Raw genomic sequence first — 22,313 nt, 5'->3', positions numbered from 1 at the left:
CCAATTTTTATGCCTGCATTCAGGCTTTTTCCAGCGTACACAGCAATGGATGCTCGTTCTCCCTCGCATACCTGTTCACCATCGCCACTTTGGTTTCTGCAACCTCGGCGGTAAAGACTCCGCAAATGGCCTTACCCTGGTAGTGAACGGCGAGCATCAATTGAGTTGCACGTTCTACATCATAAGAAAAGAATTTTTGTAACACGTCAATAACAAACTCCATCGGAGTGTAATCATCATTGACTAATATCACTTTATACATAGATGGCGGTTTTAGCGCGTCGCGCACTTGATCTTCCGCAAGCTGGTCAAAGTCCAGCCAGTCTTTCGTCTTACCCATTGTCAGTCGTCATCTTCGGTTACGGTTACCGGCAGTTACTCTGCCGCTGACAAGAGCTTATGCGCACAAGTAATTTACCTCAATTGATAGATAACTATCATCTATCACTGTCATCCGCGACATCTGTCACATTACCCGGCAATAGCGTTAACTGCTTCAAAATTTTGATTCATTTTTACCCTACCCCCCCCGCCAAATGCTTGACGGCTCGCCTGATTTCTCTAAATTGTACTCTCGAGAGTTGGCGAGGTTTTGAACAGCCTCCGCTCTACCACCGGTTCATTCCATCTTACTTATATAAGATTTACGAAGGATGTCGAAGCATGGAAACGGGTACTGTTAAGTGGTTCAACAATGCCAAAGGGTTTGGTTTCATTTGCCCTGAAGGCGGCGGCGAAGATATTTTCGCCCATTACTCTACCATCCAGATGGATGGCTACAGAACGCTAAAAGCCGGACAATCTGTCCAGTTTGATGTTCACCAGGGGCCAAAAGGCAATCACGCCAGTGTCATCGTGCCTATCATTGAAGCAGAAGCTGTCGCATAGCTCTTCTGTCTCATTGTGTACATCCTGCAGTCAAAATGCCAGCCCCCAGGGCTGGCATTTTTATTTTTGAAGGAATACAACACATTATTCCCTGGCCAGCGCATCGACAGGATCCAGTCGGGCGGCGTTTCGCGCCGGTAACCAACCGAATAAAATCCCGGTAAATGTTGAACACAAAAAAGCGGTAATCAGGGCTATCGGCGAGAAGCCGATTTCCCAACCAGGTAAAAACAGCTGCAGCGTAAAGGCGATCAACATCGACAGGCCAATGCCTAAGGCTCCGCCCACCAGACACACCAACACCGCTTCAATTAAGAACTGCTGCAGCACGTCGCTGGCGCGCGCCCCCACCGCCATCCGGATACCGATCTCCCGCGTACGTTCCGTCACCGAAACCAGCATAATGTTCATAACGCCTATCCCGCCAACAACCAGCGAGATCACCGCCACCAGGGTCAGAAACAGTTGCAGGGTACGGGTGGTCTTTTCAGCCGTTTTCAGGACGCCGTCCATGTTCCAGGCGAAGAAGTCCTTTTTACCGTGGCGTAACGTCAACAAACGGGTGAGCTGTTGTTCTGCCTGCTCACTGTCAAAACCTTCTTTCACGCGAACCGTAATCGAATTCAGCCACGATTGCCCCATCACCCGCCCTGACATTGTGCTGTACGGCAGCCAGACTCTGAGGATTTTACTGCTGCCAAACATCGACTGTTTCTCTTCCGCCACGCCAATCACCGTGGCAGGCATATTGCCGACCAGGATAACTTCGCCCACCACGGTAGTTTTGTTCGGAAAGAGCTGGCGCCGGGTGTTTTTGTCCAGCACCACCACCTGCGCCCGCCCGTTTAACTGTTCACGATTAAAGGTATTCCCTTCGCTAAAACTCATCCCGTAAACGTTAAAATAATCCCCGCTGACGCCATTGGCGCTGGCCGCCACATCGATATTTGCATAACGTAAGCGCAGATTCTGCGAAACCGCAGGCGTCGCGGAACTGACCCAGGGTTGTTTTTGAATCGCCGTCAAATCGTCGTATTTCAACGCCTGCTGATACTGCGGGTCGTCATCGCCAAAATCTTTGCCGGGATAGATATCGATAGTATTGGTTCCGATGGAACGGATATCCGCCAGCACCAGTTGCTTTGCCGCATCGCCCACCACCACAATCGACACCACCGATGCGATACCGATGATGATCCCCAGCATCGTGAGCAACGTGCGCATTTTGTTGGCCGCCATTGCCAGCCACGCCATGGTCAGCGCCTCGCGAAAACCGCTGACAAACTGATTCCAGCCGGAGGCGGTCTTAACGGCAGACTCGGCGATACTCTCACCGCTGACCGTTTTTTTCGACGGCGGGTTACGCACAATCTCGCCATCGTGGATTTCAATCACCCGTTCAGCCTGTGCCGCGACCTGCGGATCGTGAGTAACGATAATGACCGTATGACCGCGATCGCGCAGTTGATGCAAAATGGCCATCACCTCTTCGCCAGAACGGCTGTCCAGCGCCCCCGTAGGCTCATCCGCCAGGATAACCTGTCCGCCGTTCATCAGTGCACGGGCGATACTGACACGCTGCTGCTGCCCGCCAGAAAGCTGGGAGGGTTGGTAGTCGATGCGATCGCCCAGCCCCAGCCGTTGCAGGAGATCCTGGGCGCGCGCCAGACGCTGTTTACGTTCGGTTCCGGCATACACCGCAGGCACCTCGACGTTTTGCGTCGCCGTCAAATGTGAGAGCAAATGATAACGCTGGAAAATAAAGCCAAAGTGTTCACGCCGTAACTGCGCCAGCGCGTCTCTGTCGAGGGTTGAAACATCCCGCCCCGCCACCCGATAGGTGCCGCTGGTGGGTTTATCCAGGCACCCCAGAATATTCATCAGCGTGGATTTACCCGAGCCTGAAGCACCGACAATCGCCACCATTTCACCCGCCTGAATGTGCAGCGAGATGCCTTTAAGCACCTCCACCTGCTCCTCTCCCGACGGATAGCTACGGCGAATATCGTTCAGTTCAAGCAATGCCGTCATTGCGCGGCTCCCGGTTTGCCCTCACCGGTAACGACCTCATCACCCTCTTCCAGGCCTTTGACGATCTCCACATCGGTATCATTACGCGAGCCAATCGATACTTCCCGTTCACGGGTTTCGCCGTTGCGCAGCAGGGTGACTTTGTAGCGATTATTTCCAATCGGGTCGCCCAGCGCTGAGAGTGGAATAGTCAGCACATTTTTAATGTCGGTGAGCTGAATATGAACCTGAGCCGTCATGTCGAGACGCAAAACGCCATTCGGATTGGGCACTTCAAAACGGGCGTAGTAAAAAATAGCATCGTTGACTTTTTCAGGCGTCGGCAGAACGTCTTTCAACGCCCCTTCGTAACGCGTCTGAGGGTCGCCAAGCACGGTAAACCAGGCCTTTTGCCCCGGTTTCAAATGAATGACATCCGCTTCCGACACCTGCGCTTTCACCAGCATGGTGCTCATGTCCGCCAGCGTCAGAATGTTCGGCGCCTGTTGGGCGGCGATAACCGTTTGCCCTTGCAGGGTGGTGATTTGCGTTACTTCCCCCGCCATCGGCGCCACAATACGGGTGTAATCCAGGTTGGTTTTCGCGGTATCAAGAGAGGCCTGATTGCGCTTAATTTGCGCGTCAATGGTGCCGATTTGCGCCTGCTTAACGGCCATCTCTGTGGCGGCAGTGTCCAGATCCTGCTGCGAGACGGCCTGCGTTTTTGCCAGTTGCTGTTGGCGAGAGTACGTCACGCGCGCCAGTTTCCATTCGGCTTGCGCCTGAAGTCGCTGAGCGTGCAGTTCCATCAGCGTGGCTTCGACTTCTTTAATCTGGTTTTGCGCCTGTTCCGGATCGATAACGCCGAGTAACTGGTCTTTTTTGACTTTATCGCCAATGGCCACCGACAGCGTCTTCAGCTGCCCGCTGACCTGTGCCCCGACATCCACTTTACGTAACGCATCCAGTTTCCCGGTGGCGAGTACGCTTTGCTGAAGGTCACCGGGGCGAACAATCAGCGTCTGATAATTAGGCAGCGGCGCATTCAGTGTTCTCCAGGCAGCAATCAGCCCCACGATAATGACCCCTATCGCCAGCAGATACCGCTTTTTTAGTTTTCCCTTGATGTTCATAAAAATCCTGAATTCCCCGTCTATTGCGCCAGAGTGATTGAGCCAACATCAACCAATAATAAACAAGTATTGAAAGGCAATGAGAGTAACAGAGTTATTGATATTTGGTTAAGTATGCTGATGGTGAAATCCATGCGACACCTTTTTATTGGATGGTTGAATATGTCGCAGCTCACCGAAAATGCTTTCTCTCCTTCTCGCCCCATAACGAGTCTGGGGTTATTTTTCAGTCTGACCCGCGGCCTGTGGCGCCCGGGCAAATTCTGGCATCAACGCAGTTTCCGGCGGAAATTTATGTTGCGCTCCCTGCTGATGCCCCGCTTGAGTCGTGAATGGATGGCCGAGCTTTCACAGTGGCCGGATCTTAACGTCTTACTCACGCGACAACCGCGACTCCCGGTTCGCCTTCATCGCCCCTACCTTGCGGCAAATCTTGGCCGCAAACAATTACTGGAAGCATTGCGTTATCATTACGCCCTGCTGCATAGGTTTATGACGCCCGAAGAATTAAGAACATATATGAATACATCCGGGCTACAGCTGGCGCAACTGGAAGGTAAAAATGGGGAAATCTTCACCCTTGAGTTGACCATGATGATCTCTCTCGATAAAGAGGGTGACAGCACCCTGCTCGTGCGTAACGGTGACGGCGATACGCTGGCCGAAATCACTTTCACGCTGTGTGAATATCAGGGGAAACGAACCCTGTTTATTGGCGGGCTACAGGGCGGCAAGCGCGAGCTCCCCCATGAAGCCATTCAAAGCGCGACCAAATCCTGTCACGGTCTATTTCCCAAACGTCTGGCCATGGAGGCGGTATGCCAATTCGCCGAACGTTTACAGGTCAAACAAATTCTGGCTGTCAGCAACGAAACGCACATTTACCGTAGCCTGCGCTATCGCGATAAAGAGGACAATATTCACGCCGACTACAATGCCTTTTGGGCTTCCTGCGGAGGGGAGTGCGATGAGAAAGGGTATTACCACCTTCCCTGCACGCTCACGCGCAAGGACATGTCGGAAATTGCCAGCAAGAAGCGCGCTGAATACCGTCGTCGCTATCAGATGCTGGACGCTATTCAGGCGCAAATGTCAGATTTGTTCCGCCGTTAATCGGCCCGACCGCGCGCCAGCCAGAGCACACGTGAGAACATCTTTCTGAACAGGGTCGGTACTGCATCAACGCCGCGCCGCCCTGCTTCCATAGTGACTTCAATGGCGAGATCTGGTTTCGATGAGCGATGGATCGCTTTCGAAATAATCTTGCGCATGTTCATCGGAATATTTTCCGGGATCTGCGCCACCCGGTGAAAGACGTCTGAAAATCCCTGCCGGTACATAAAATGTTCCATATCTAGCGCGGGTAATATGGTGAGATGCTCACGCTCCGCTTCCCGGTCGTTCTCAAGCAAACTGCGCACCGTAGCGGCATATTTTTTCCCTGCTTCATCGCCGTCGACCAGCACATGCCACTCAATCCCCATACGTCGGGCGAATTTCACCAGTGGCTTTAAACCAGACTGGGCAAACTCAATCACTTTGATCCCTTCAGCGTCAAAGTGATGCCCGCATTGACGCGCCAGTTCGTTGATAACCCAGGTTTCAGTTTCACCCTCGACCAGCAACCAACAGCGCGCAAATAAAGAAGAGGCGCGGTTGAAACGAATATGAAAAGCAATGCGCCGTCCATCTTCCGCACTCAACCCGCCGGGTCCCAACCGCCACGCCGCCACGCGCGAGGATTCACGCACCAGGCGAACAACATGCTCCACCGGCGTGAGCGACAGCAGCTCACCAGAATTGGTGGTGGCCACACGTTGCAGCGGCAGAAGATTCAACAACTGCCAGGCGACCGACAACATAATGGGATGCAACCTCGTTTCCGGGTCTTCCACCAGCAACAGCGGCCGCGCATCTTTATCCAGCCGCAGGGTGCCTTTTGCCTGTAATAACGTTGAAAACAGTCCCAGCAGAATAACCCGATGGGTACGCCCGCCGGGTTTGTCGATCATCCGGTTGATGATGTCCAGATACCGCCAGCTTCGTTGTTCGTTGTTCGAACGCCGACGCATCAGGCGATAGCGTGATTGCCCGGCACCTTGTTCAGAGAAGTAATGTTCCAGCAATTGCACCATCGCCGACAGCCCCTGGCGTATCTGACCATCGGTCAGATTCTGGGGACGCATCGCCAGTTCCCGGGCCAGAAAATCCAGTTGTCTGGCGGTCACTTCCACATCGGGCATATCGGGCACCGTACCGTTACGGATCCGGCGCATAAAACGCGCATCGCGCAGGCGCAGTACCGGCATCAGGCGAATGAGATGCCGGGCCTGGTCGTTAATATCGTCAACGGGTAATGGATGTCCGTCGCCATCAAGGAAACTGCGCAACGTCATGACGCTGTCGTCTTCACCGCATTCGCCTTCCAGACGATAAAAAATGCGGTGATAGTCGTCGCGACACGGTGTCCAGCAGTCAGCAAGCGGGCGGTAACGACGCACCCGGTGGCGACCAGGTTGCGATTCGCGAAACGTAAGAATGATATGCAGATGGTGTTCCCGCTCCTGGATATCGCCGGGAGGAAACCAGAAATCTTCGCGGACGAAATGATAAAGATCGGATTCCGGCGACAGCAACAGGGTCAGCGCATCCAGCAAACTGGATTTACCCCAGGCGTTCTCCCCAATCAGTACGTTATTTTGCTCCAGCATCAACGACAGTCGATTGATCCCGCGAAAACCCACAATCTCAACACGTTCGAGAATCATGTTTCCTCCAGAAAAGAGTCACTAATCCATTAAGCTATCCGCAGTATAACGGTAAAATCTCACGACTGATGTGATGTCCGCACGTTCACAACAGGCAACTGATTGAATTATGTACGAGTCACACAAAATACTTCGCTCTGTCACATTTCAACAATATCATAACAATATAATAGTTAAGTCAGTGAATTATATTAAATTTAACGAAACTACCTTCGGGTGAAAATGCACTACACTGTGTCTATGGAAAATTGGCACAAGGAATAGCTGCACATTGCCCTAAATCAAATTTCGTAGATTTATTTAACTGGTGATTGGGTGGCGTTAGTTTTTAAAATACCGGTTCATGCATTCTATCGTCACCCTTTTATGGCGATAAATACGGTTGGTATGAGAAATCATGACCAATTTTTTAAATTGAGGTGGATATGTTCAGAAAATTAGCGGCCGAATGTTTTGGTACATTCTGGCTTGTTTTTGGTGGTTGCGGGAGTGCCGTTCTGGCAGCAGCATTTCCTGAATTAGGTATTGGATTTGCCGGTGTTGCGCTGGCGTTTGGTCTGACCGTTTTAACCATGGCATTTGCTGTCGGTCATATTTCGGGTGGTCATTTTAACCCGGCAGTCACGTTAGGTTTATGGGCTGGCGGTCGTTTCCCGACAAAAGACGTTATTGGTTATATCATCGCTCAGGTCGTCGGCGGCATTATTGCAGCGGCAGTGCTTTACCTTATTGCCAGCGGTAAAGCAGGCTTTGATGCAACCGCCAGTGGTTTTGCATCAAACGGTTACGGTGAACATTCGCCAGGCGGCTATTCAATGCTTTCCGCGATTGTTATTGAAATTGTCCTGACTGCCGGCTTCTTATTAGTGATTCACGGCGCAACCGATAAAAACGCACCGGCAGGCTTTGCGCCTATTGCGATTGGTCTTGCGCTGACCCTGATTCACTTAATCAGTATTCCAGTGACCAATACGTCCGTTAACCCGGCACGTAGTACCGCTGTTGCCCTCTTCCAGGGCGGTTGGGCGCTGGAACAGCTGTGGTTGTTCTGGGTGATGCCAATCATCGGCGGCATCCTCGGTGGTCTTATCTACCGCACGCTGCTGGAAAAACGCGACACGGATACTGATTAATGCACGCGCTGCAGTGTCAGATAGCAATTAGCGTATCTGACCTACAGGTCCGTAAATTGCAATAAGAATGTAAGCCGGGTAAGGCGTAAGCTACCCGGCTTTTATTTTGCTCTTTGACTGCACAGCCGGAATTGGGTAGTGTCACTGGCGCTAAACAGATTCTCATTAAAGGACCCGGCTGTTCATGTTTTCAGGACTCTTAATCATTCTGCTCCCGCTGATGGTGGGCTACCTCGTTCCTCTTCGACAGAAAGCCGCATTAATCCTGATTAATCGGATGCTGAGCTGGATGGTTTATCTCATCCTTTTCTTTATGGGTATTAGTCTGGCGTTTCTGGATAACCTCGCCAGTAATCTATTCTCTATTTTTTATTACTCAGCCATCAGTATTACCGTTATTTTGCTGTGTAATATTGCTGCATTACTGTGGCTGGAACGCTCAATACCCTGGCGGCACAACCACCAGCAGGAAAAACTGCCGTCACGTATTGCCATGGCGCTGGAGTCACTTAAATTATGCGGCGTCGTGGTGCTGGGTTTTGCGCTTGGACTCAGCGGGCTGGCTTTTTTACAACACGCGACCGAAGCCAGCGAATATACGCTGATCTTTTTATTGTTCCTGGTAGGGATTCAATTACGCAACAGCGGCATGACCCTGAAACAAATTGTGCTGAATCGCCGGGGAATGATTGTCGCGGTCGTGGTGGTTGCCAGCTCCCTGGTGGGCGGTCTGATCAATGCGTTTATTCTCGACCTGCCTCTCAACACCGCGCTGGCAATGGCGTCCGGTTTCGGCTGGTATTCCCTTTCGGGTATCCTGCTCACCGAATCCTTCGGCCCGGTCATTGGCAGTTCCGCCTTCTTTAACGATCTGGCGCGAGAGCTGGTCGCCATTATGTTGATCCCCGGTTTAGTCCGTCGTAGCCGTTCTACCGCCTTAGGGTTGTGCGGCGCCACGTCAATGGATTTTACCCTGCCCGTATTGCAGCGCACTGGCGGTCTGGAGATGGTCCCCGCCGCGATTGTTCACGGCTTTATACTGAGTCTGCTGGTGCCCATCCTGATGGCGTTTTTCTCCGCCTGATACCTCCCTGGCGGTAGAGCGCTACCGCCAAAATTGCGCTAAATCAATCTCCCTGCAAGTTGTATCAGAAATCCCTTTTATCCCTTCGCGCACAGGCATAATCTTAAAGGTGTATATTAAATATAACTTTAAAAGGTGTGACCATGTTTTGTGTGCAATGTGAACAAACCATCCGTACTCCGGCAGGAAACGGCTGCTCTTACGCGCAGGGTATGTGCGGTAAAACGGCTGAAACCTCCGATCTGCAGGATCTGCTGATTGCCTCCCTACAAGGTCTGTCTGCATGGGCTGCTAAAGCCCGTGAATACGGCATCATTGACCACGAGATTGATAACTTTGCGCCGCGTGCGTTTTTCTCCACGCTGACCAACGTTAACTTCGATTCACCCCGCATTGTCGGCTACGCCCGCGAAGCCATCGCGATGCGTGAAGCGCTGAAAGCGCAGTGTCTGAACATCGACGCCAACGCCGCCGTCAACAACCCGATGGCTGACCTGCAACTGGCGAGCGACGATCTGGGCGCACTGCAACGTCAGGCCGCTGAATTTACCCCAAATAAAGACAAAGCCACCATTGGCGAAAACATTCTCGGCCTGCGTCTGCTTTGCCTGTACGGCCTGAAAGGTGCTGCGGCTTACATGGAGCACGCGCACGTACTCGGTCAGTACGACAACGATATCTACGCGCAGTACCACAAAATTATGGCGTGGCTGGGCACCTGGCCTTCCGATATGAACGCTCTGCTGGAGTGCTCAATGGAAATCGGTCAGATGAACTTCAAAGTGATGAGCATTCTGGATACCGGTGAAACCACCAAATACGGTCACCCAACACCGACTCAGGTCAACGTTAAAGCCACCGAAGGCAAATGTATTCTGATCTCCGGTCACGACCTGAAAGATCTCTACAACCTGCTGGAACAAACCGAAGGCACCGGCGTTAACGTCTACACCCACGGCGAAATGCTGCCCGCGCACGGTTACCCGGAACTGCGTAAATTCAAACACCTGATCGGTAACTACGGCAGCGGCTGGCAGAACCAGCAGGTAGAGTTCGCCCGCTTCCCAGGCCCTATCGTGATGACCTCTAACTGCATCATCGACCCGACCGTTGGCGCGTATGACGACCGTATCTGGACCCGCAGCATCGTCGGTTGGCCGGGCGTTAGCCACCTCGAAGGTGACAACTTCGGTCCGGTTATCGCTCAGGCGCAGCAGATGGCAGGCTTCCCGTACAGTGAGATCCCGCACCTGATCACCGTCGGTTTCGGTCGTCAGACGCTGCTGGGCGCTGCGGATACGCTTATCGATCTGGTGAGCCGTGAAAAACTGCGTCACATCTTCCTGGTCGGCGGCTGCGACGGCGCGCGCGGTGAACGTAACTACTTCACCGATTTCGCCACCAGCGTACCGGACGACTGTCTGATCCTGACCCTGGCCTGTGGCAAATACCGCTTCAACAAACTGGACTTCGGCGATATCGAAGGTCTGCCGCGTCTGGTTGATGCAGGTCAGTGTAATGACGCTTACTCAGCCATTATTCTGGCGGTCACACTGGCAGAAAAACTGGGCTGTGGCGTGAACGATCTGCCGCTGTCTCTGGTGCTTTCCTGGTTCGAACAGAAAGCGATTGTGATCCTGCTGACCCTGCTGTCTTTGGGTGTGAAAAACATCGTCACCGGCCCTACAGCGCCAGGCTTCTTCACCCCGGACCTGCTGGCCGTACTCAACGAGAAATTTGGTCTGCGTTCCGTCACCACCGTTGAAGAAGATATGAAGCAACTGCTGAGCGCGTAAGGAGTTACATCATGACAATGCCAACCCATCAGTGCCCATGGCGGATGCAGGTTCATCACATTCATCAGGAAACCCCGGATGTCTGGACGATTTCGTTGCTGTGCCACGACTATTATCCGTACCGCGCCGGGCAGTATGCGCTGGTCAGCGTACGCAACTCGGCAGAGACGCTGCGTGCTTACACCCTCTCTTCCACGCCGGGCGTCAGTGAGTACATTACGCTGACCGTTCGCCGTATTGATGACGGTGCGGGCTCACAGTGGTTAACCCGTGATGTCAAACGCGGCGACTACCTCTGGCTCTCCGATGCGATGGGCGACTTTACCTGCGAAGATAAAGCCGAAGAGAAATTCCTGATGCTGGCGGCAGGCTGCGGCGTGACGCCGATCATGTCAATGCGCCGTTGGTTGGCAAAATATCGCCCGCAGGCCGATGTGCAGGTTATCTATAACGTGCGCTCGCCGCAGGATGTCATTTTCGCGCAGGAGTGGCGTCAGTATCCGGTAACGCTGGTCGCTGAAAATGATGCCACCGACGGTTTTGTGTCAGGCCGCCTGACCACTGAACTGCTGCAACGTGTTCCTGATCTGACGTCTCGTACCGTTATGACTTGTGGTCCGGCGCCGTATATGGATCTGGTCGAGCAGGAAGTAAAGGCGCTCGGCGTCACCCGCTTCTTTAAAGAGAAGTTCTTCACGCCTGTCGCTGAAGCCGCAACCGACGGTCTGAAGTTCACGAAGCTACAGCCCGCAAAAGCGTTTTATGCGCCGGTCGGCACCACGCTGCTGGAAGCGATGGAAAGCAATAACATACCGCTCACCGTCGCCTGCCGTGCCGGTGTATGCGGTTGCTGCAAAACCAAAGTGGTGGATGGTAACTACACGGTCACCAGCACCATGACGCTGACCGATGCAGAGATCGCCGAAGGCTATGTACTGGCCTGTTCCTGCCATCCACAGGGTGATTTAGTGCTCGCGTAAACCGCCTTATTCGGCCCACAACGGAAACGGTCATCGGAAACGGTGGCCGTTTTTTTTATGCTTCGCGCACAGCAGCACAACACGTTAACCCCATACAAAACAAAGGGAAAATAAAAAGCACAACCGCCATCTTCGACTAAACTTGTAACCGGTATCACATTTAAGGAGATGGAAAACCATGAAACAAACCGTTGCTACTTTTATTGCCAAAACCCTTGAACAGGCTGGCGTGAAACGTATCTGGGGTGTGACGGGCGACTCACTGAACGGTCTGAGTGACAGCCTTAATCGCATGGGAACGATTGAATGGATGTCGACCCGCCATGAGGAGGTAGCGGCTTTTGCCGCTGGCGCGGAAGCGCAGCTTACTGGCGAACTGGCGGTGTGTGCGGGCTCCTGTGGTCCGGGTAACCTGCACCTGATTAACGGTCTTTTCGATTGTCATCGCAATCACGTTCCCGTGCTGGCCATTGCCGCTCATATCCCCTCCAGCGAAATAGGGAGCGGTTATTTCCAGGAGACCCACCCGCAAGAGTTGTTCCGTGAATGTAGCCACTATTGCGAGCTGGTTTCCAGCCCAGAACAGATCCCACAGGTTCTGGCGATTGCAATGCGTAAGGCGGTGCTGAATCGCGGCGTTTCAGTTGTCGTGCTGCCGGGCGATGTCGCGCTGAAACCTGCGCCAGAGGGCGCCAGTACGCACTGGTACCACGCGCCGCAACCCGTTGTCACACCTAATGGCGAAGAGCTCAAAAAACTGGCGCAGCTGTTACGCTATTCCAGCAATATTGCGCTGATGTGCGGCAGCGGTTGCGCAGGCGCCCATAAAGAGCTGGTCGAGTTTGCCGCCAAAATCAAAGCCCCGATTGTTCACGCCCTGCGCGGCAAAGAGCATGTCGAATACGACAACCCCTACGATGTAGGCATGACGGGGCTTATCGGCTTTTCCTCCGGGTTTCATACCATGATGAATGCCGACACGCTGATCCTGCTCGGCACCCAGTTCCCCTATCGCGCCTTCTATCCCGCTGACGCCAAAATTATTCAGGTAGATATCAACCCCGCCAGCATCGGCGCCCACAGCAAGGTCGATATGGCGCTGGTTGGCGATATCAAATCAACGCTCAGCGCGCTGCTGCCGCTGGTGGAAGAAAAAACCGACCGCAGATTCCTCGATAAGGCGCTGGAGCACTATCGCAACGCGCGTAAAGGGCTGGACGACCTGGCAAAACCGAGCGACAAAGCCATTCACCCGCAGTATCTGGCGCAGCAAATCAGCCATTTCGCCGCCGATGACGCCATCTTCACCTGCGATGTCGGCACACCCACCGTCTGGGCGGCGCGCTACCTGAAAATGAACGGCAAACGCCGCCTGCTCGGATCGTTTAACCACGGTTCAATGGCCAATGCGATGCCGCAGGCGCTGGGCGCACAGGCGACCGCGCCGGGGCGTCAGGTGGTGGCGATGTGCGGCGACGGCGGATTCAGTATGCTGATGGGCGATTTTCTCTCTGTCGTGCAGATGAAACTGCCGGTGAAAATTGTCGTCTTCAACAACAGCGTGCTGGGATTTGTGGCGATGGAAATGAAAGCAGGCGGCTATCTCACTGACGGCACCGAACTGCACGACACCAACTTTGCCCGCATCGCCGAAGCCTGCGGCATTCCCGGCATTCGCGTGGAAAAAGCCTCAGACGTTGATGAAGCCCTGCAAAGAGCGATGTCCATCGACGGTCCGGTGCTGGTCGACGTGGTTGTCGCGAAAGAAGAGCTGGCTATTCCTCCGCAAATCAAACTGGAGCAGGCCAAAGGTTTTAGTCTGTACATGCTGCGCGCGATCATCAGCGGACGCGGCGACGAAGTGATCGAACTGGCAAAAACCAACTGGCTCAGGTAAAACAATGCACATCGCCTTTTAAACACCAGGAATGTGCCATGATCGATTTACGCAGTGATACCGTTACCCGTCCGAGTCGCGCCATGCTTGAAGAAATGATGGCCGCCCCGGTCGGGGACGACGTGTATGGAGATGACCCCACCGTTAACGCGTTGCAACAGTACGCGGCCGAGCTTTCCGGCAAAGAAGCAGCGCTCTTTTTACCTACCGGCACCCAGGCCAATCTGGTGGCGCTGCTGAGCCACTGCGAGCGCGGCGAAGAGTATATCGCCGGTCAGGGAGCGCACAATTATCTATATGAAGCCGGTGGTGCCGCGGTGCTGGGCAGCATTCAGCCTCAGCCTATCGATGCCGCCTCCGACGGTACGCTACCGCTGGATAAAGTAGCGGCAAAGATCAAAGCGGACGATATCCATTTTGCCCGTACCCGCCTGCTCAGCCTTGAAAACACCCACAACGGGAAAGTGCTGCCGCGCGAATATTTAAAAGAGGCGTGGACGTTCACCCGTGAGCGCGGTCTGGCGCTGCACGTTGACGGCGCGCGTATTTTCAACGCGGTGGTCGCTTATGGCTGCGAGCTTAAAGAGATCACGCAGTATTGCGATTCATTCACCATCTGTCTGTCGAAAGGTCTGGGGACGCCAGTAGGCTCTTTATTGGTCGGCAGCCATGACTATATTAAACGCGCAACCCGCTGGCGTAAGATGACCGGCGGCGGCATGCGCCAGGCCGGAATTCTGGCAGCCGCTGGGCTGTATGCTCTGAAAAATAACGTCGCACGTTTACAGGACGATCACGACAATGCCGCCTGGATGGCAGAGCAGCTGCGTGAAGCCGGGGCTGACGTGATGCGCCACGACACTAACATGCTGTTTGTCCGCGTTGGCGAAGAGAATGCCGCCGCATTAGGCGAGCATATGCGCGCGCACGACGTGCTGATCAACGCTTCGCCGATTGTTCGTCTGGTCACGCATCTGGACGTATCGCGCGAGCAGCTTGCCGACGTTGTCGCCCACTGGCGCGCTTTTTTACATCGCTAAGGAGACAGACGTGCCGCAACGAATTTTGGTGCTTGGCGCCAGTGGTTATATTGGTCAACATCTGGTGCAGGTACTCAGCCAACAGGGGCATCAGGTACTGGCGGCGGCACGTCGTATTGAACGACTGGAAAAACAGCAACTGACGAATGTCAGTTGCCATAAAGTTGATCTGAACTGGCCGGATAATCTCGCGCCTCTGCTGGCTGAGGTCGATACGGTTTACTATCTGGTTCACGGCATGGGCGAAAAAGGCGACTTTATCGCCCATGAACGTCAGGTGGCGCTGAACGTCCGCGATGCGCTGCGAAACACCCCGGTCAAACAGCTGATTTTTCTTAGTTCGTTGCAGGCTCCCGTGCATGAGCAATCTGAACATTTGCGCGCGCGGCAGCTCACGGCGGAAACCCTGCGTGATTCCGGCGTACCGGTCACCGAGTTGCGCGCCGGTATTATTGTCGGAGCCGGTTCCGCCGCCTTCGAAGTGATGCGCGACATGGTCTATAACCTGCCGGTGCTGACGCCGCCGCGCTGGGTACGCTCACGCACCACGCCCATTGCGCTGGAAAACTTACTCCACTATCTGGTGGCACTGCTGGACCATCCTGCCCGCGAACATCGCATTCTCGAAGCTGCCGGACCGCAGGTACTGAGCTATCAGGAACAGTTTGAGCACTTTATGGCCGTCAGCGGCAAACACCGACTGCTGATTCCCATCCCTTTCCCGACCCGCTGGATTTCAGTCTGGTTCTTAAACGTCATTACTTCGGTGCCGCCCACCACAGCAAAAGCATTGATACAGGGGCTGAAACACGATCTGCTGGCCGACGACACCGCACTGCGCGCGCTGATACCGCAAACGCTCATCACCTTTGACGATGCCGTTCGCAGTACGCTGAAAGAAGAGGAAAAGCTGGTGAACTCCAGCGACTGGGGATACGACGCCCTGGCGTTTGCCCGCTGGCGTCCGGAATACGGTTATTTTGCCAAACAGGCTGGCTTTACCGTCAAGACCCCCGCCAGTCTGAAAGCGTTATGGCAGGTGGTGAACCGTCTCGGCGGGAAAGAGCGTTACTTCTTCGGCAATATTTTGTGGCAGACCCGGGCGCTGATGGACAGGCTGATCGGCCATAAACTGGCAAAAGGTCGACCCGCGCGTGAGCTTTTGCAGGTGGGCGATACGGTAGACAGCTGGAAAGTGATCATCGTCGAGCCAGAAAAACAACTCACGTTGCTGTTTGGCATGAAAGCCCCGGGGTTGGGTCGTCTGAGTTTTACACTCGAAGACAAAGGCGACCACCGACAGATAGATGTGCGTGCCTGGTGGCATCCGCACGGAATGCCCGGACTCTTCTACTGGTTGCTGATGATCCCCGCGCATCTGTTTATTTTTCGCGGTATGGCGAAACGAATTGCCAGACTTGCGGAACAAATCACAGATTAGTAATAAAAACATACTGTATTGTTTCATGTTTCCCATTGCATACAGACGTAATTCACGGAAGAATGCGCACGACGTTTTATTAAACACAGTGGATTGATATGAAGGTACTGGTTACCGGCGCCACCAGCGGCTTAGGTCGAAACGCGGTTGAGTTTTTGCGCAATAAAGGCATCAGCGTCAGAGCCACCGGTCGCAATGAAGCGATGGGGAAGCTGCTGGAGAAGATGGGGGCAGAATTCGTGCATGCGGATTTGACCGAACTGGTCTCTTCGCAAGCCAAGGTGATGCTCGCAGGTATTGACACACTGTGGCATTGCTCCAGTTTTACCTCACCGTGGGGAACGCAGGAAGCCTTCGATCTGGCCAATGTTCGCGCTACCCGTCGCTTGGGTGAATGGGCCGTTGCCTGGGGCGTACGTAACTTTATTCATATCTCTTCCCCCTCACTGTATTTCGATTACCACCACCATCGCGACATCAAAGAGGACTTCCGCCCTCACCGATTCGCGAATGAGTTCGCACGCAGTAAAGCCGCTGGCGAAGAGGTGATCAGCCTGTTAGCGCAAGCCAACCCGCAAACGCGGTTTACCGTGTTCCGCCCGCAAAGTCTGTTCGGTCCCCACGATAAGGTGTTTATCCCGCGTCTGGCGCACATGATGTACCATTACGGTAGCATCCTGTTGCCGCACGGGGGCAGCGCGCTGGTGGACATGACCTATTACGAAAATGCCATCCATGCCATGTGGCTGGCCAGTCAGGACGCCTGTGATTCATTACCGTCGGGTCGCGTCTATAACATAACCAACGGTGAACACCGCACATTGCGCAGCATCGTGCAGAAACTCATTACTGAGTTAAATATTGATTGCCGTATTCGCTCCGTGCCCTACCCGATGCTGGATATGATCGCCCGCAGTATGGAACGCTTTGGCAATAAATCAGCGAAAGAGCCCAAATTAACGCACTACGGCGTGTCGAAGCTGAACTTCGACTTTACGCTGGATACCTCTCGTGCGCAGGAAGAGCTGGGTTACCAGCCCGTCATTACCCTGGACGAAGGGATTGAACGCACCGCCGCCTGGCTTCGCGACCACGGTAAGCTGCCGCGTTAATCTTGCCCGTACTTCTCCAGTAGCGCTTCAGCAATCGCCTGCGTTTCTGCATCCGCCACGCCGTTCCATAACGCCGGGCGGAAGTGCATCTGGAACGCCATAATCACCCGTTGCTGTTCGCGCTGCGTCATCGTTGGTTTCACCTCATAGCCGTAGCGCGCCAGTAAATCCAGCAATACGGCGGGATCCACGGGGGCGTGCGGCGCTCGCCCGGCCAGATAAAACGTCACTCGAGCGGTGTCTGGCCACGCGCCAATGCCCTGTGCCGCCAGCTCACGCCACGGAAAGAGCGGTCCCGGATCGTCTTTGCGCTGTGGGGCAATATCCGCATGCGCCACCACATTCTGCGGTTTGATGTCATAGCGGGTGACGATCTCTTTCGCGAGCGGGATCAACGCCTGGATCTGCGCGGGCTCAAAGGGAGCGAAATACTTTGTTCCCGCTGACGTTTGCCACCCGCGATTCTCAAGTTCAATGCCGATTGAGGTGTCGTTGATACGCGTGGCGCCTCGCCAGTAGCTGATCCCCGCATGCCAGGCCAGATCGTGCTCAGGCACAAGCTGCCAGATCCGCGGCTTGCCGCCATAAAGCGGAGGGACGGCAGGGATCAGGTAGTGCGAACTGACGTTTTTATCGGTCAGCGTCGCCAGGGAAGAATCAAAATCATCCGCGGTGTAATGGATAACCAGCACTTTGATACGCGGATACGCCGCCTGCGCCTGGCGACGGGTATCCAGTTGATACCCGGCTTTATCGACGATGCCTTTCTCACCCGCACATCCCGCTAAGAGCAGCGTGAGCGCGATGAGCCACAACCCACGTCTCATCGGCGTGTTTTCACTGCCGTACCGCTGACGCTCACCATCAGCATACTGCTGTCTTTGCCGACGGTTTCGTAATCGATGTCGATGCCAACCACCGCGTCTGCGCCCAGCGCTTTCGCCTGTTCGCCCAGTTCCTGGAAGGCGATTTCACGCGCTTTACGCAACTCTTTCTCATAGGCACCGGAACGGCCACCGACGATATCGCGAATGCCGGCAAAGAAATCGCGGAAAATGTTAGCGCCGAGAATCGCCTCTCCGGTCACTACACCGCAATATTCCACGATGCTCTGTCCTTCCAGCGTTGGGGTAGTCGAAAACTGCATGTTGGTCTCCTTATTTGCCTAAGCACTCGATCTCAAAAGCATTATCGGACCGATACGCTATCATTGAAAAGATATTATTCATTATCGTAGACAGCTTTTATGCAGAAAGCTTAATAAGGAAATCACTATGCGCTACCGCACACTCTCCCTGCTTGTTCCCTGCGCGCTGCTTCTCAGCGCCTGTACAACGACCGTAACCCCCGCATACAAGGACAATGGTTCGCGTAGCGGCTCCTGCGTAGAAGGCGGCCCGGACAGCGTGGCTCAACAGTTCTATGATTACCGCATCCAGCACCGTAACAATGACATTACCGCTCTTCGCCCTTACCTGAGCGATAATCTGGCGAAATTACTGACCGATGCCAGTCGCGATCAGAATCACAGTCAGTTGATGGGCAGCGATCCGTTCTCAAGCCGCTCTGCGCTGCCGGATAGCGCCAGCGTTGCCAGCGCGTCGACTATTCCGAATAGTGATGCACGTAATATTCCGCTGCGCGTAGAGCAAAAACAGGGGACGCAAAGCTGGCGTGATGAAGTGTTGATGATTCATGAAGGCCAGTGCTGGGTGATTGACGATGTACGCTATGTGGGCGGCAGCGTTGATGCGCCAGCCGGTACGTTACGCCAGTCGATCGAGAACCGCTAACCCCCGGCTTGCCGGATAAGGCGTTGTAAACTGTAGCGCCATCCGGCAGCCTCGCGGCATGATAGCCAGAAGGTCTTCTGCTTATCCCCTCAGATGCCTAAATCATAACCCCCATAAATTGTCTGGCATTCTGCATAGAATGCCGACAATTATTCTTGCCGCCCACCGACTCCGCTATTTTGTGCTATGTTTAGTGAAGAATGCGGTTTGCATTTAACTTTTAACGCATAAATATTGCATAACTATTCTGTCAAAGGTAGTATCTGCGGCTTCAATAGCTATCAGACTGCCAGTATACGAGTGTCAATGAGTATTCAATTAAACGGCATTAACTGCTTCTACGGCGCGCATCAGGCGCTGTTCGATATCACGCTGGATTGCCCTCAGGGCGAAACACTGGTGTTACTTGGCCCAAGCGGGGCGGGTAAAAGCTCGCTACTGCGCGTACTCAATCTGCTTGAGATGCCGCGTTCCGGCACACTCACTATCGCAGGTAACCATTTCGACTTCATGAAATCGCCTTCCGATAAGGCGATTCGCGAGCTGCGTCAGAACGTGGGCATGGTCTTTCAGCAATACAATCTGTGGCCCCATCTCACGGTACAACAAAATCTGATTGAAGCGCCCTGCCGCGTACTGGGTCTGAGCAAAGACCAGGCGCTGGCGCGCGCGGAAAAACTGCTGGAACGTCTGCGTCTGAAGCCGTACAGCGATCGTTACCCGTTGCACCTTTCCGGCGGTCAACAACAGCGTGTGGCCATTGCGCGCGCGCTGATGATGGAACCCCAGATTCTGTTGTTTGATGAACCGACAGCCGCGCTGGACCCGGAAATCACTGCCCAAATCGTCAGTATCATTCGTGAACTGGCTGAAACCAACATTACTCAGGTGATCGTCACTCACGAAGTGGAAGTGGCGCGTAAAACCGCCAGCCGCGTGGTGTATATGGAAAACGGTCATATCGTCGAGCAAGGGGATGCGAGCTGCTTTGCGGATCCGCAGACCGATGCATTTAAAAACTATCTCTCTCACTAAGTTTCGGGACAATGACAATGAAAAAAGTTCTGATTGCCGCGCTAATTGCCAGTTTTAGCCTTTCTGCTACAGCAGCCCAGACCATTCGTTTCGCTACTGAAGCGTCGTATCCTCCGTTTGAATCCATGGACGCTAACAACAAGATCGTCGGTTTTGACGTTGATCTGGCGAATGCGCTGTGTAAAGAGATTGATGCGACCTGTACGTTCACTAACCAGGCGTTTGACAGCCTGATCCCAAGCCTCAAATTCCGTCGTTTCGATGCGGTCATGGCGGGGATGGATATCACGCCGGAGCGTGAAAAACAGGTGCTGTTCACCACCCCGTACTACGACAACTCTGCGTTGTTCATTGGTCAGCAGGGTAAATTTACCGGCGTTGATCAGCTGAAAGGCAAAAAAGTCGGTGTACAAAACGGCACCACGCACCAGAAATTCATCATGGATAAGCATCCGGAAATCACGACCGTTCCGTACGACAGCTACCAGAATGCCAAACTGGATCTGCAAAACGGCCGTATTGATGGCGTCTTTGGTGACACCGCTGTGGTGACTGAATGGCTGAAGGACAATCCGAAGCTGGCACCGGTGGGCGACAAAGTCACCGATAAAGATTACTTCGGCACAGGTCTGGGCATTGCGGTCCGTCAGGGCAACAGCGAGCTGCAGCAGAAATTCAACACTGCGCTGGAAAAAGTGAAGAAAGATGGGACGTACGAAACCATCTATAACAAATGGTTCCAGAAGTAATCCTTGATGAATGAATTTTTTCCTTTAGCAAGCGCCGCCGGGATGACCGTCGGCCTTGCCGTTTGCGCACTGATCATTGGCCTGGCGCTCGCCATGTTCTTTGCAGTCTGGGAGTCAGCAAAATGGCGTCCGGTTGCATGGGCAGGTTCGGCGCTGGTCACGATTCTGCGCGGACTGCCAGAAATTCTGGTCGTGCTGTTTATCTATTTCGGCTCCTCTCAGCTGCTGTTAATGCTGTCGGACGGATTCACTATTAACCTCGGCGTTGTGCAGATTCCGCTGCAAATGCAGATCGAAAACTTCGACGTTAGTCCGTTTCTCTGCGGTGTGATTGCCTTGTCGCTGCTGTATGCGGCCTATGCCTCGCAGACTCTGCGTGGGGCGTTGAAAGCTGTTCCGCTCGGGCAATGGGAATCGGGTCAGGCGTTGGGTCTGTCAAAAGCGGCGATTTTCTTTCGCCTGGTGATGCCGCAAATGTGGCGTCATGCTCTGCCGGGACTGGGTAACCAGTGGCTGGTGTTGCTGAAAGATACCGCGTTAGTCAGTCTTATCAGCGTCAACGACCTGATGCTGCAAACAAAAAGTATTGCCACCCGAACCCAGGAACCATTCACATGGTACATCGTGGCGGCGGCTATCTATCTGGTCATCACCCTGGTTAGTCAGTACATTCTCAAACGCATTGACCTGCGCGCGACACGTTTTGAACGGAGACCGGGCTGATGCTTGAGTATTTACCTGAATTAATGAAAGGGCTGCATACCAGCCTGACGCTGACCGTGGCGTCGATTGTGGTTGCCCTGATCCTGGCACTGATTTTCACCATCATCCTGACGCTGAAAACACCCGTGCTGGTCTGGGTGGTTCGCATCTATATCACGCTGTTTACCGGAACACCGCTGCTGGTGCAGATCTTCCTGATCTACTACGGACCAGGACAGTTCCCGTCACTGCAGGAGTATCCGGTTCTGTGGCATCTGCTCTCGGAGCCGTGGCTGTGCGCGTTAATTGCGTTATCTCTGAACAGCGCAGCGTATACCACGCAACTGTTCTATGGCGCTATCCGCGCCATTCCAGAGGGCCAATGGCAGTCCTGCGGCGCGCTGGGGATGAGCAAAAAAGACACGCTGGCGATTCTGTTGCCGTACGCCTTTAAACGCGCCCTCTCCTCTTACTCTAACGAAGTGGTACTGGTCTTCAAAAGTACCTCGCTGGCGTACACCATTACGCTGATGGAAGTGATGGGACATGGTCAGTTGCTGTACGGTCGCACCTATGATGTGATGGTCTTCGGCGCGGCAGGCGTCATTTACCTGATCGTTAACGGCCTGCTGACGCTGCTGATGCGTTTGGTCGAGCGTAAAGCCCTGGCGTTTGAGCGCAGAAATTAAGCCTTAAACTGCATAACTGCGAAGCAACAAGACGGACAAGTCTCACAACTGTCCGTCTTTTTT

General features: G+C 53.8%; 21 protein-coding genes. 15 read left to right on the top strand and 6 right to left on the bottom strand.

Annotated features, from left to right (window positions below):
• Positions 1–19: 19 nt before the first annotated feature.
• Positions 20–340, bottom strand: coding sequence for an ATP-dependent Clp protease adapter ClpS (gene clpS / locus AC07NP_RS02535; protein WP_192611741.1), 321 nt, complete (start codon positions 338–340; stop codon positions 20–22).
• A gap of 323 nt (positions 341–663) precedes the next feature.
• On the opposite strand from clpS, the gene cspD reads away from it, so the two are divergent.
• Positions 664–888 (top strand): cold shock-like protein CspD, encoded by a 225-nt coding sequence (cspD, locus tag AC07NP_RS02530; protein ID WP_162379603.1) that lies wholly within the window; start codon positions 664–666, stop codon positions 886–888.
• 84 nt (positions 889–972) lie between these two features.
• On the opposite strand, the gene macB is transcribed toward cspD, so the two are convergent.
• A complete protein-coding gene (macB, locus tag AC07NP_RS02525; RefSeq protein WP_494659474.1) occupies positions 973–2,919 on the bottom strand; it encodes a macrolide ABC transporter ATP-binding protein/permease MacB in 1,947 nt (648 codons plus the stop codon).
• Entirely contained in the window at positions 2,916–4,031 is a 1,116-nt protein-coding gene (macA, locus tag AC07NP_RS02520; protein WP_203358312.1) for a macrolide transporter subunit MacA, read from the bottom strand. The genes macB and macA overlap by 4 nt, the downstream gene beginning before the upstream one ends.
• A 162-nt stretch (positions 4,032–4,193) precedes the next feature.
• Here macA and AC07NP_RS02515 point away from each other — a divergent pair, with 162 nt between their 5' ends.
• Positions 4,194–5,144, top strand: coding sequence for a VirK/YbjX family protein (locus tag AC07NP_RS02515; RefSeq protein ID WP_494659557.1), 951 nt, complete (start codon positions 4,194–4,196; stop codon positions 5,142–5,144).
• On the opposite strand, the gene AC07NP_RS02510 is transcribed toward AC07NP_RS02515, so the two are convergent.
• Positions 5,141–6,799 carry an ATP-dependent endonuclease gene (locus tag AC07NP_RS02510; protein WP_203358313.1) on the bottom strand — a complete coding sequence of 553 codons (1,659 nt, stop codon included), beginning with the start codon at positions 6,797–6,799 and terminating at the stop codon, positions 5,141–5,143. The genes AC07NP_RS02515 and AC07NP_RS02510 overlap by 4 nt on opposite strands.
• A 425-nt stretch (positions 6,800–7,224) precedes the next feature.
• Here AC07NP_RS02510 and aqpZ point away from each other — a divergent pair, with 425 nt between their 5' ends.
• The 8 genes from aqpZ (at position 7,225) to AC07NP_RS02470 (ending at position 17,282) form a co-directional block, all read left to right on the top strand.
• Positions 7,225–7,932 carry an aquaporin Z gene (gene aqpZ / locus AC07NP_RS02505; RefSeq protein ID WP_494659473.1) on the top strand — a complete coding sequence of 236 codons (708 nt, stop codon included), beginning with the start codon at positions 7,225–7,227 and terminating at the stop codon, positions 7,930–7,932.
• 184 nt (positions 7,933–8,116) lie between these two features.
• Positions 8,117–9,016, top strand: a complete 900-nt coding sequence (locus AC07NP_RS02500; RefSeq protein WP_494659472.1) for a LysO family transporter — start codon at positions 8,117–8,119, stop codon at positions 9,014–9,016.
• A gap of 143 nt (positions 9,017–9,159) precedes the next feature.
• Positions 9,160–10,812 (top strand): hydroxylamine reductase, encoded by a 1,653-nt coding sequence (gene hcp, locus AC07NP_RS02495; protein WP_494659471.1) that lies wholly within the window; start codon positions 9,160–9,162, stop codon positions 10,810–10,812.
• An 11-nt stretch (positions 10,813–10,823) separates the two neighbouring features.
• The gene (gene hcr, locus AC07NP_RS02490) at positions 10,824–11,792 is read left to right on the top strand and encodes an NADH oxidoreductase (protein ID WP_192611734.1); all 969 of its coding nucleotides are present in this window, start codon (positions 10,824–10,826) and stop codon (positions 11,790–11,792) included.
• Between the two features lie 178 nt (positions 11,793–11,970).
• Positions 11,971–13,689, top strand: a complete 1,719-nt coding sequence (poxB, locus tag AC07NP_RS02485; RefSeq protein ID WP_494659470.1) for a ubiquinone-dependent pyruvate dehydrogenase — start codon at positions 11,971–11,973, stop codon at positions 13,687–13,689.
• 38 nt (positions 13,690–13,727) lie between these two features.
• A complete protein-coding gene (ltaE, locus tag AC07NP_RS02480) occupies positions 13,728–14,729 on the top strand; it encodes a low-specificity L-threonine aldolase (protein ID WP_203358319.1) in 1,002 nt (333 codons plus the stop codon).
• Between the two features lie 10 nt (positions 14,730–14,739).
• A complete protein-coding gene (locus AC07NP_RS02475; RefSeq protein WP_494659469.1) occupies positions 14,740–16,170 on the top strand; it encodes an SDR family oxidoreductase in 1,431 nt (476 codons plus the stop codon).
• Positions 16,171–16,268: 98 nt separating this feature from the next.
• Positions 16,269–17,282, top strand: coding sequence for a 3-beta-hydroxysteroid dehydrogenase (locus tag AC07NP_RS02470; RefSeq protein ID WP_494659468.1), 1,014 nt, complete (start codon positions 16,269–16,271; stop codon positions 17,280–17,282).
• Here the strand turns inward: AC07NP_RS02470 and AC07NP_RS02465 are convergent.
• Complete coding sequence (locus AC07NP_RS02465; protein WP_494659467.1) at positions 17,279–18,109, bottom strand: N-acetylmuramoyl-L-alanine amidase; 831 nt, start codon at positions 18,107–18,109, stop codon at positions 17,279–17,281. The genes AC07NP_RS02470 and AC07NP_RS02465 overlap by 4 nt on opposite strands.
• A complete protein-coding gene (locus tag AC07NP_RS02460; RefSeq protein ID WP_001160726.1) occupies positions 18,106–18,429 on the bottom strand; it encodes a heavy metal-binding domain-containing protein in 324 nt (107 codons plus the stop codon). The genes AC07NP_RS02465 and AC07NP_RS02460 overlap by 4 nt, the downstream gene beginning before the upstream one ends.
• 127 nt (positions 18,430–18,556) lie before the next feature.
• Between AC07NP_RS02460 and AC07NP_RS02455 the strand changes: the two genes are divergently transcribed.
• From AC07NP_RS02455 to artM, 5 genes are all read left to right on the top strand, one after another.
• Positions 18,557–19,075 (top strand): lipoprotein, encoded by a 519-nt coding sequence (locus AC07NP_RS02455; RefSeq protein WP_494659466.1) that lies wholly within the window; start codon positions 18,557–18,559, stop codon positions 19,073–19,075.
• 306 nt (positions 19,076–19,381) lie between these two features.
• Positions 19,382–20,110: an arginine ABC transporter ATP-binding protein ArtP gene (gene artP, locus AC07NP_RS02450; RefSeq protein WP_203358324.1), complete on the top strand. Its 729-nt coding sequence runs from the start codon at positions 19,382–19,384 to the stop codon at positions 20,108–20,110.
• Positions 20,111–20,127: 17 nt separating this feature from the next.
• Entirely contained in the window at positions 20,128–20,859 is a 732-nt protein-coding gene (gene artI / locus AC07NP_RS02445) for an arginine ABC transporter substrate-binding protein ArtI (RefSeq protein WP_192611726.1), read from the top strand.
• Between the two features lie 6 nt (positions 20,860–20,865).
• On the top strand, positions 20,866–21,582 hold the full coding sequence (artQ, locus tag AC07NP_RS02440) for an arginine ABC transporter permease ArtQ (RefSeq protein WP_203358325.1): 717 nt from the start codon (positions 20,866–20,868) through the stop codon (positions 21,580–21,582).
• Complete coding sequence (artM, locus tag AC07NP_RS02435) at positions 21,582–22,250, top strand: arginine ABC transporter permease ArtM (protein WP_494659465.1); 669 nt, start codon at positions 21,582–21,584, stop codon at positions 22,248–22,250. Before artQ ends, artM begins: the two co-directional genes overlap by 1 nt.
• Positions 22,251–22,313 lie beyond the last annotated feature (63 nt).

This window comes from Citrobacter sp. GW821-FHT07H02 (genome assembly GCF_059418505.1).
The sequence above is the reverse complement of the archived record's forward strand: the minus strand, read 5'-3'. Positions and strand labels throughout refer to the sequence as shown.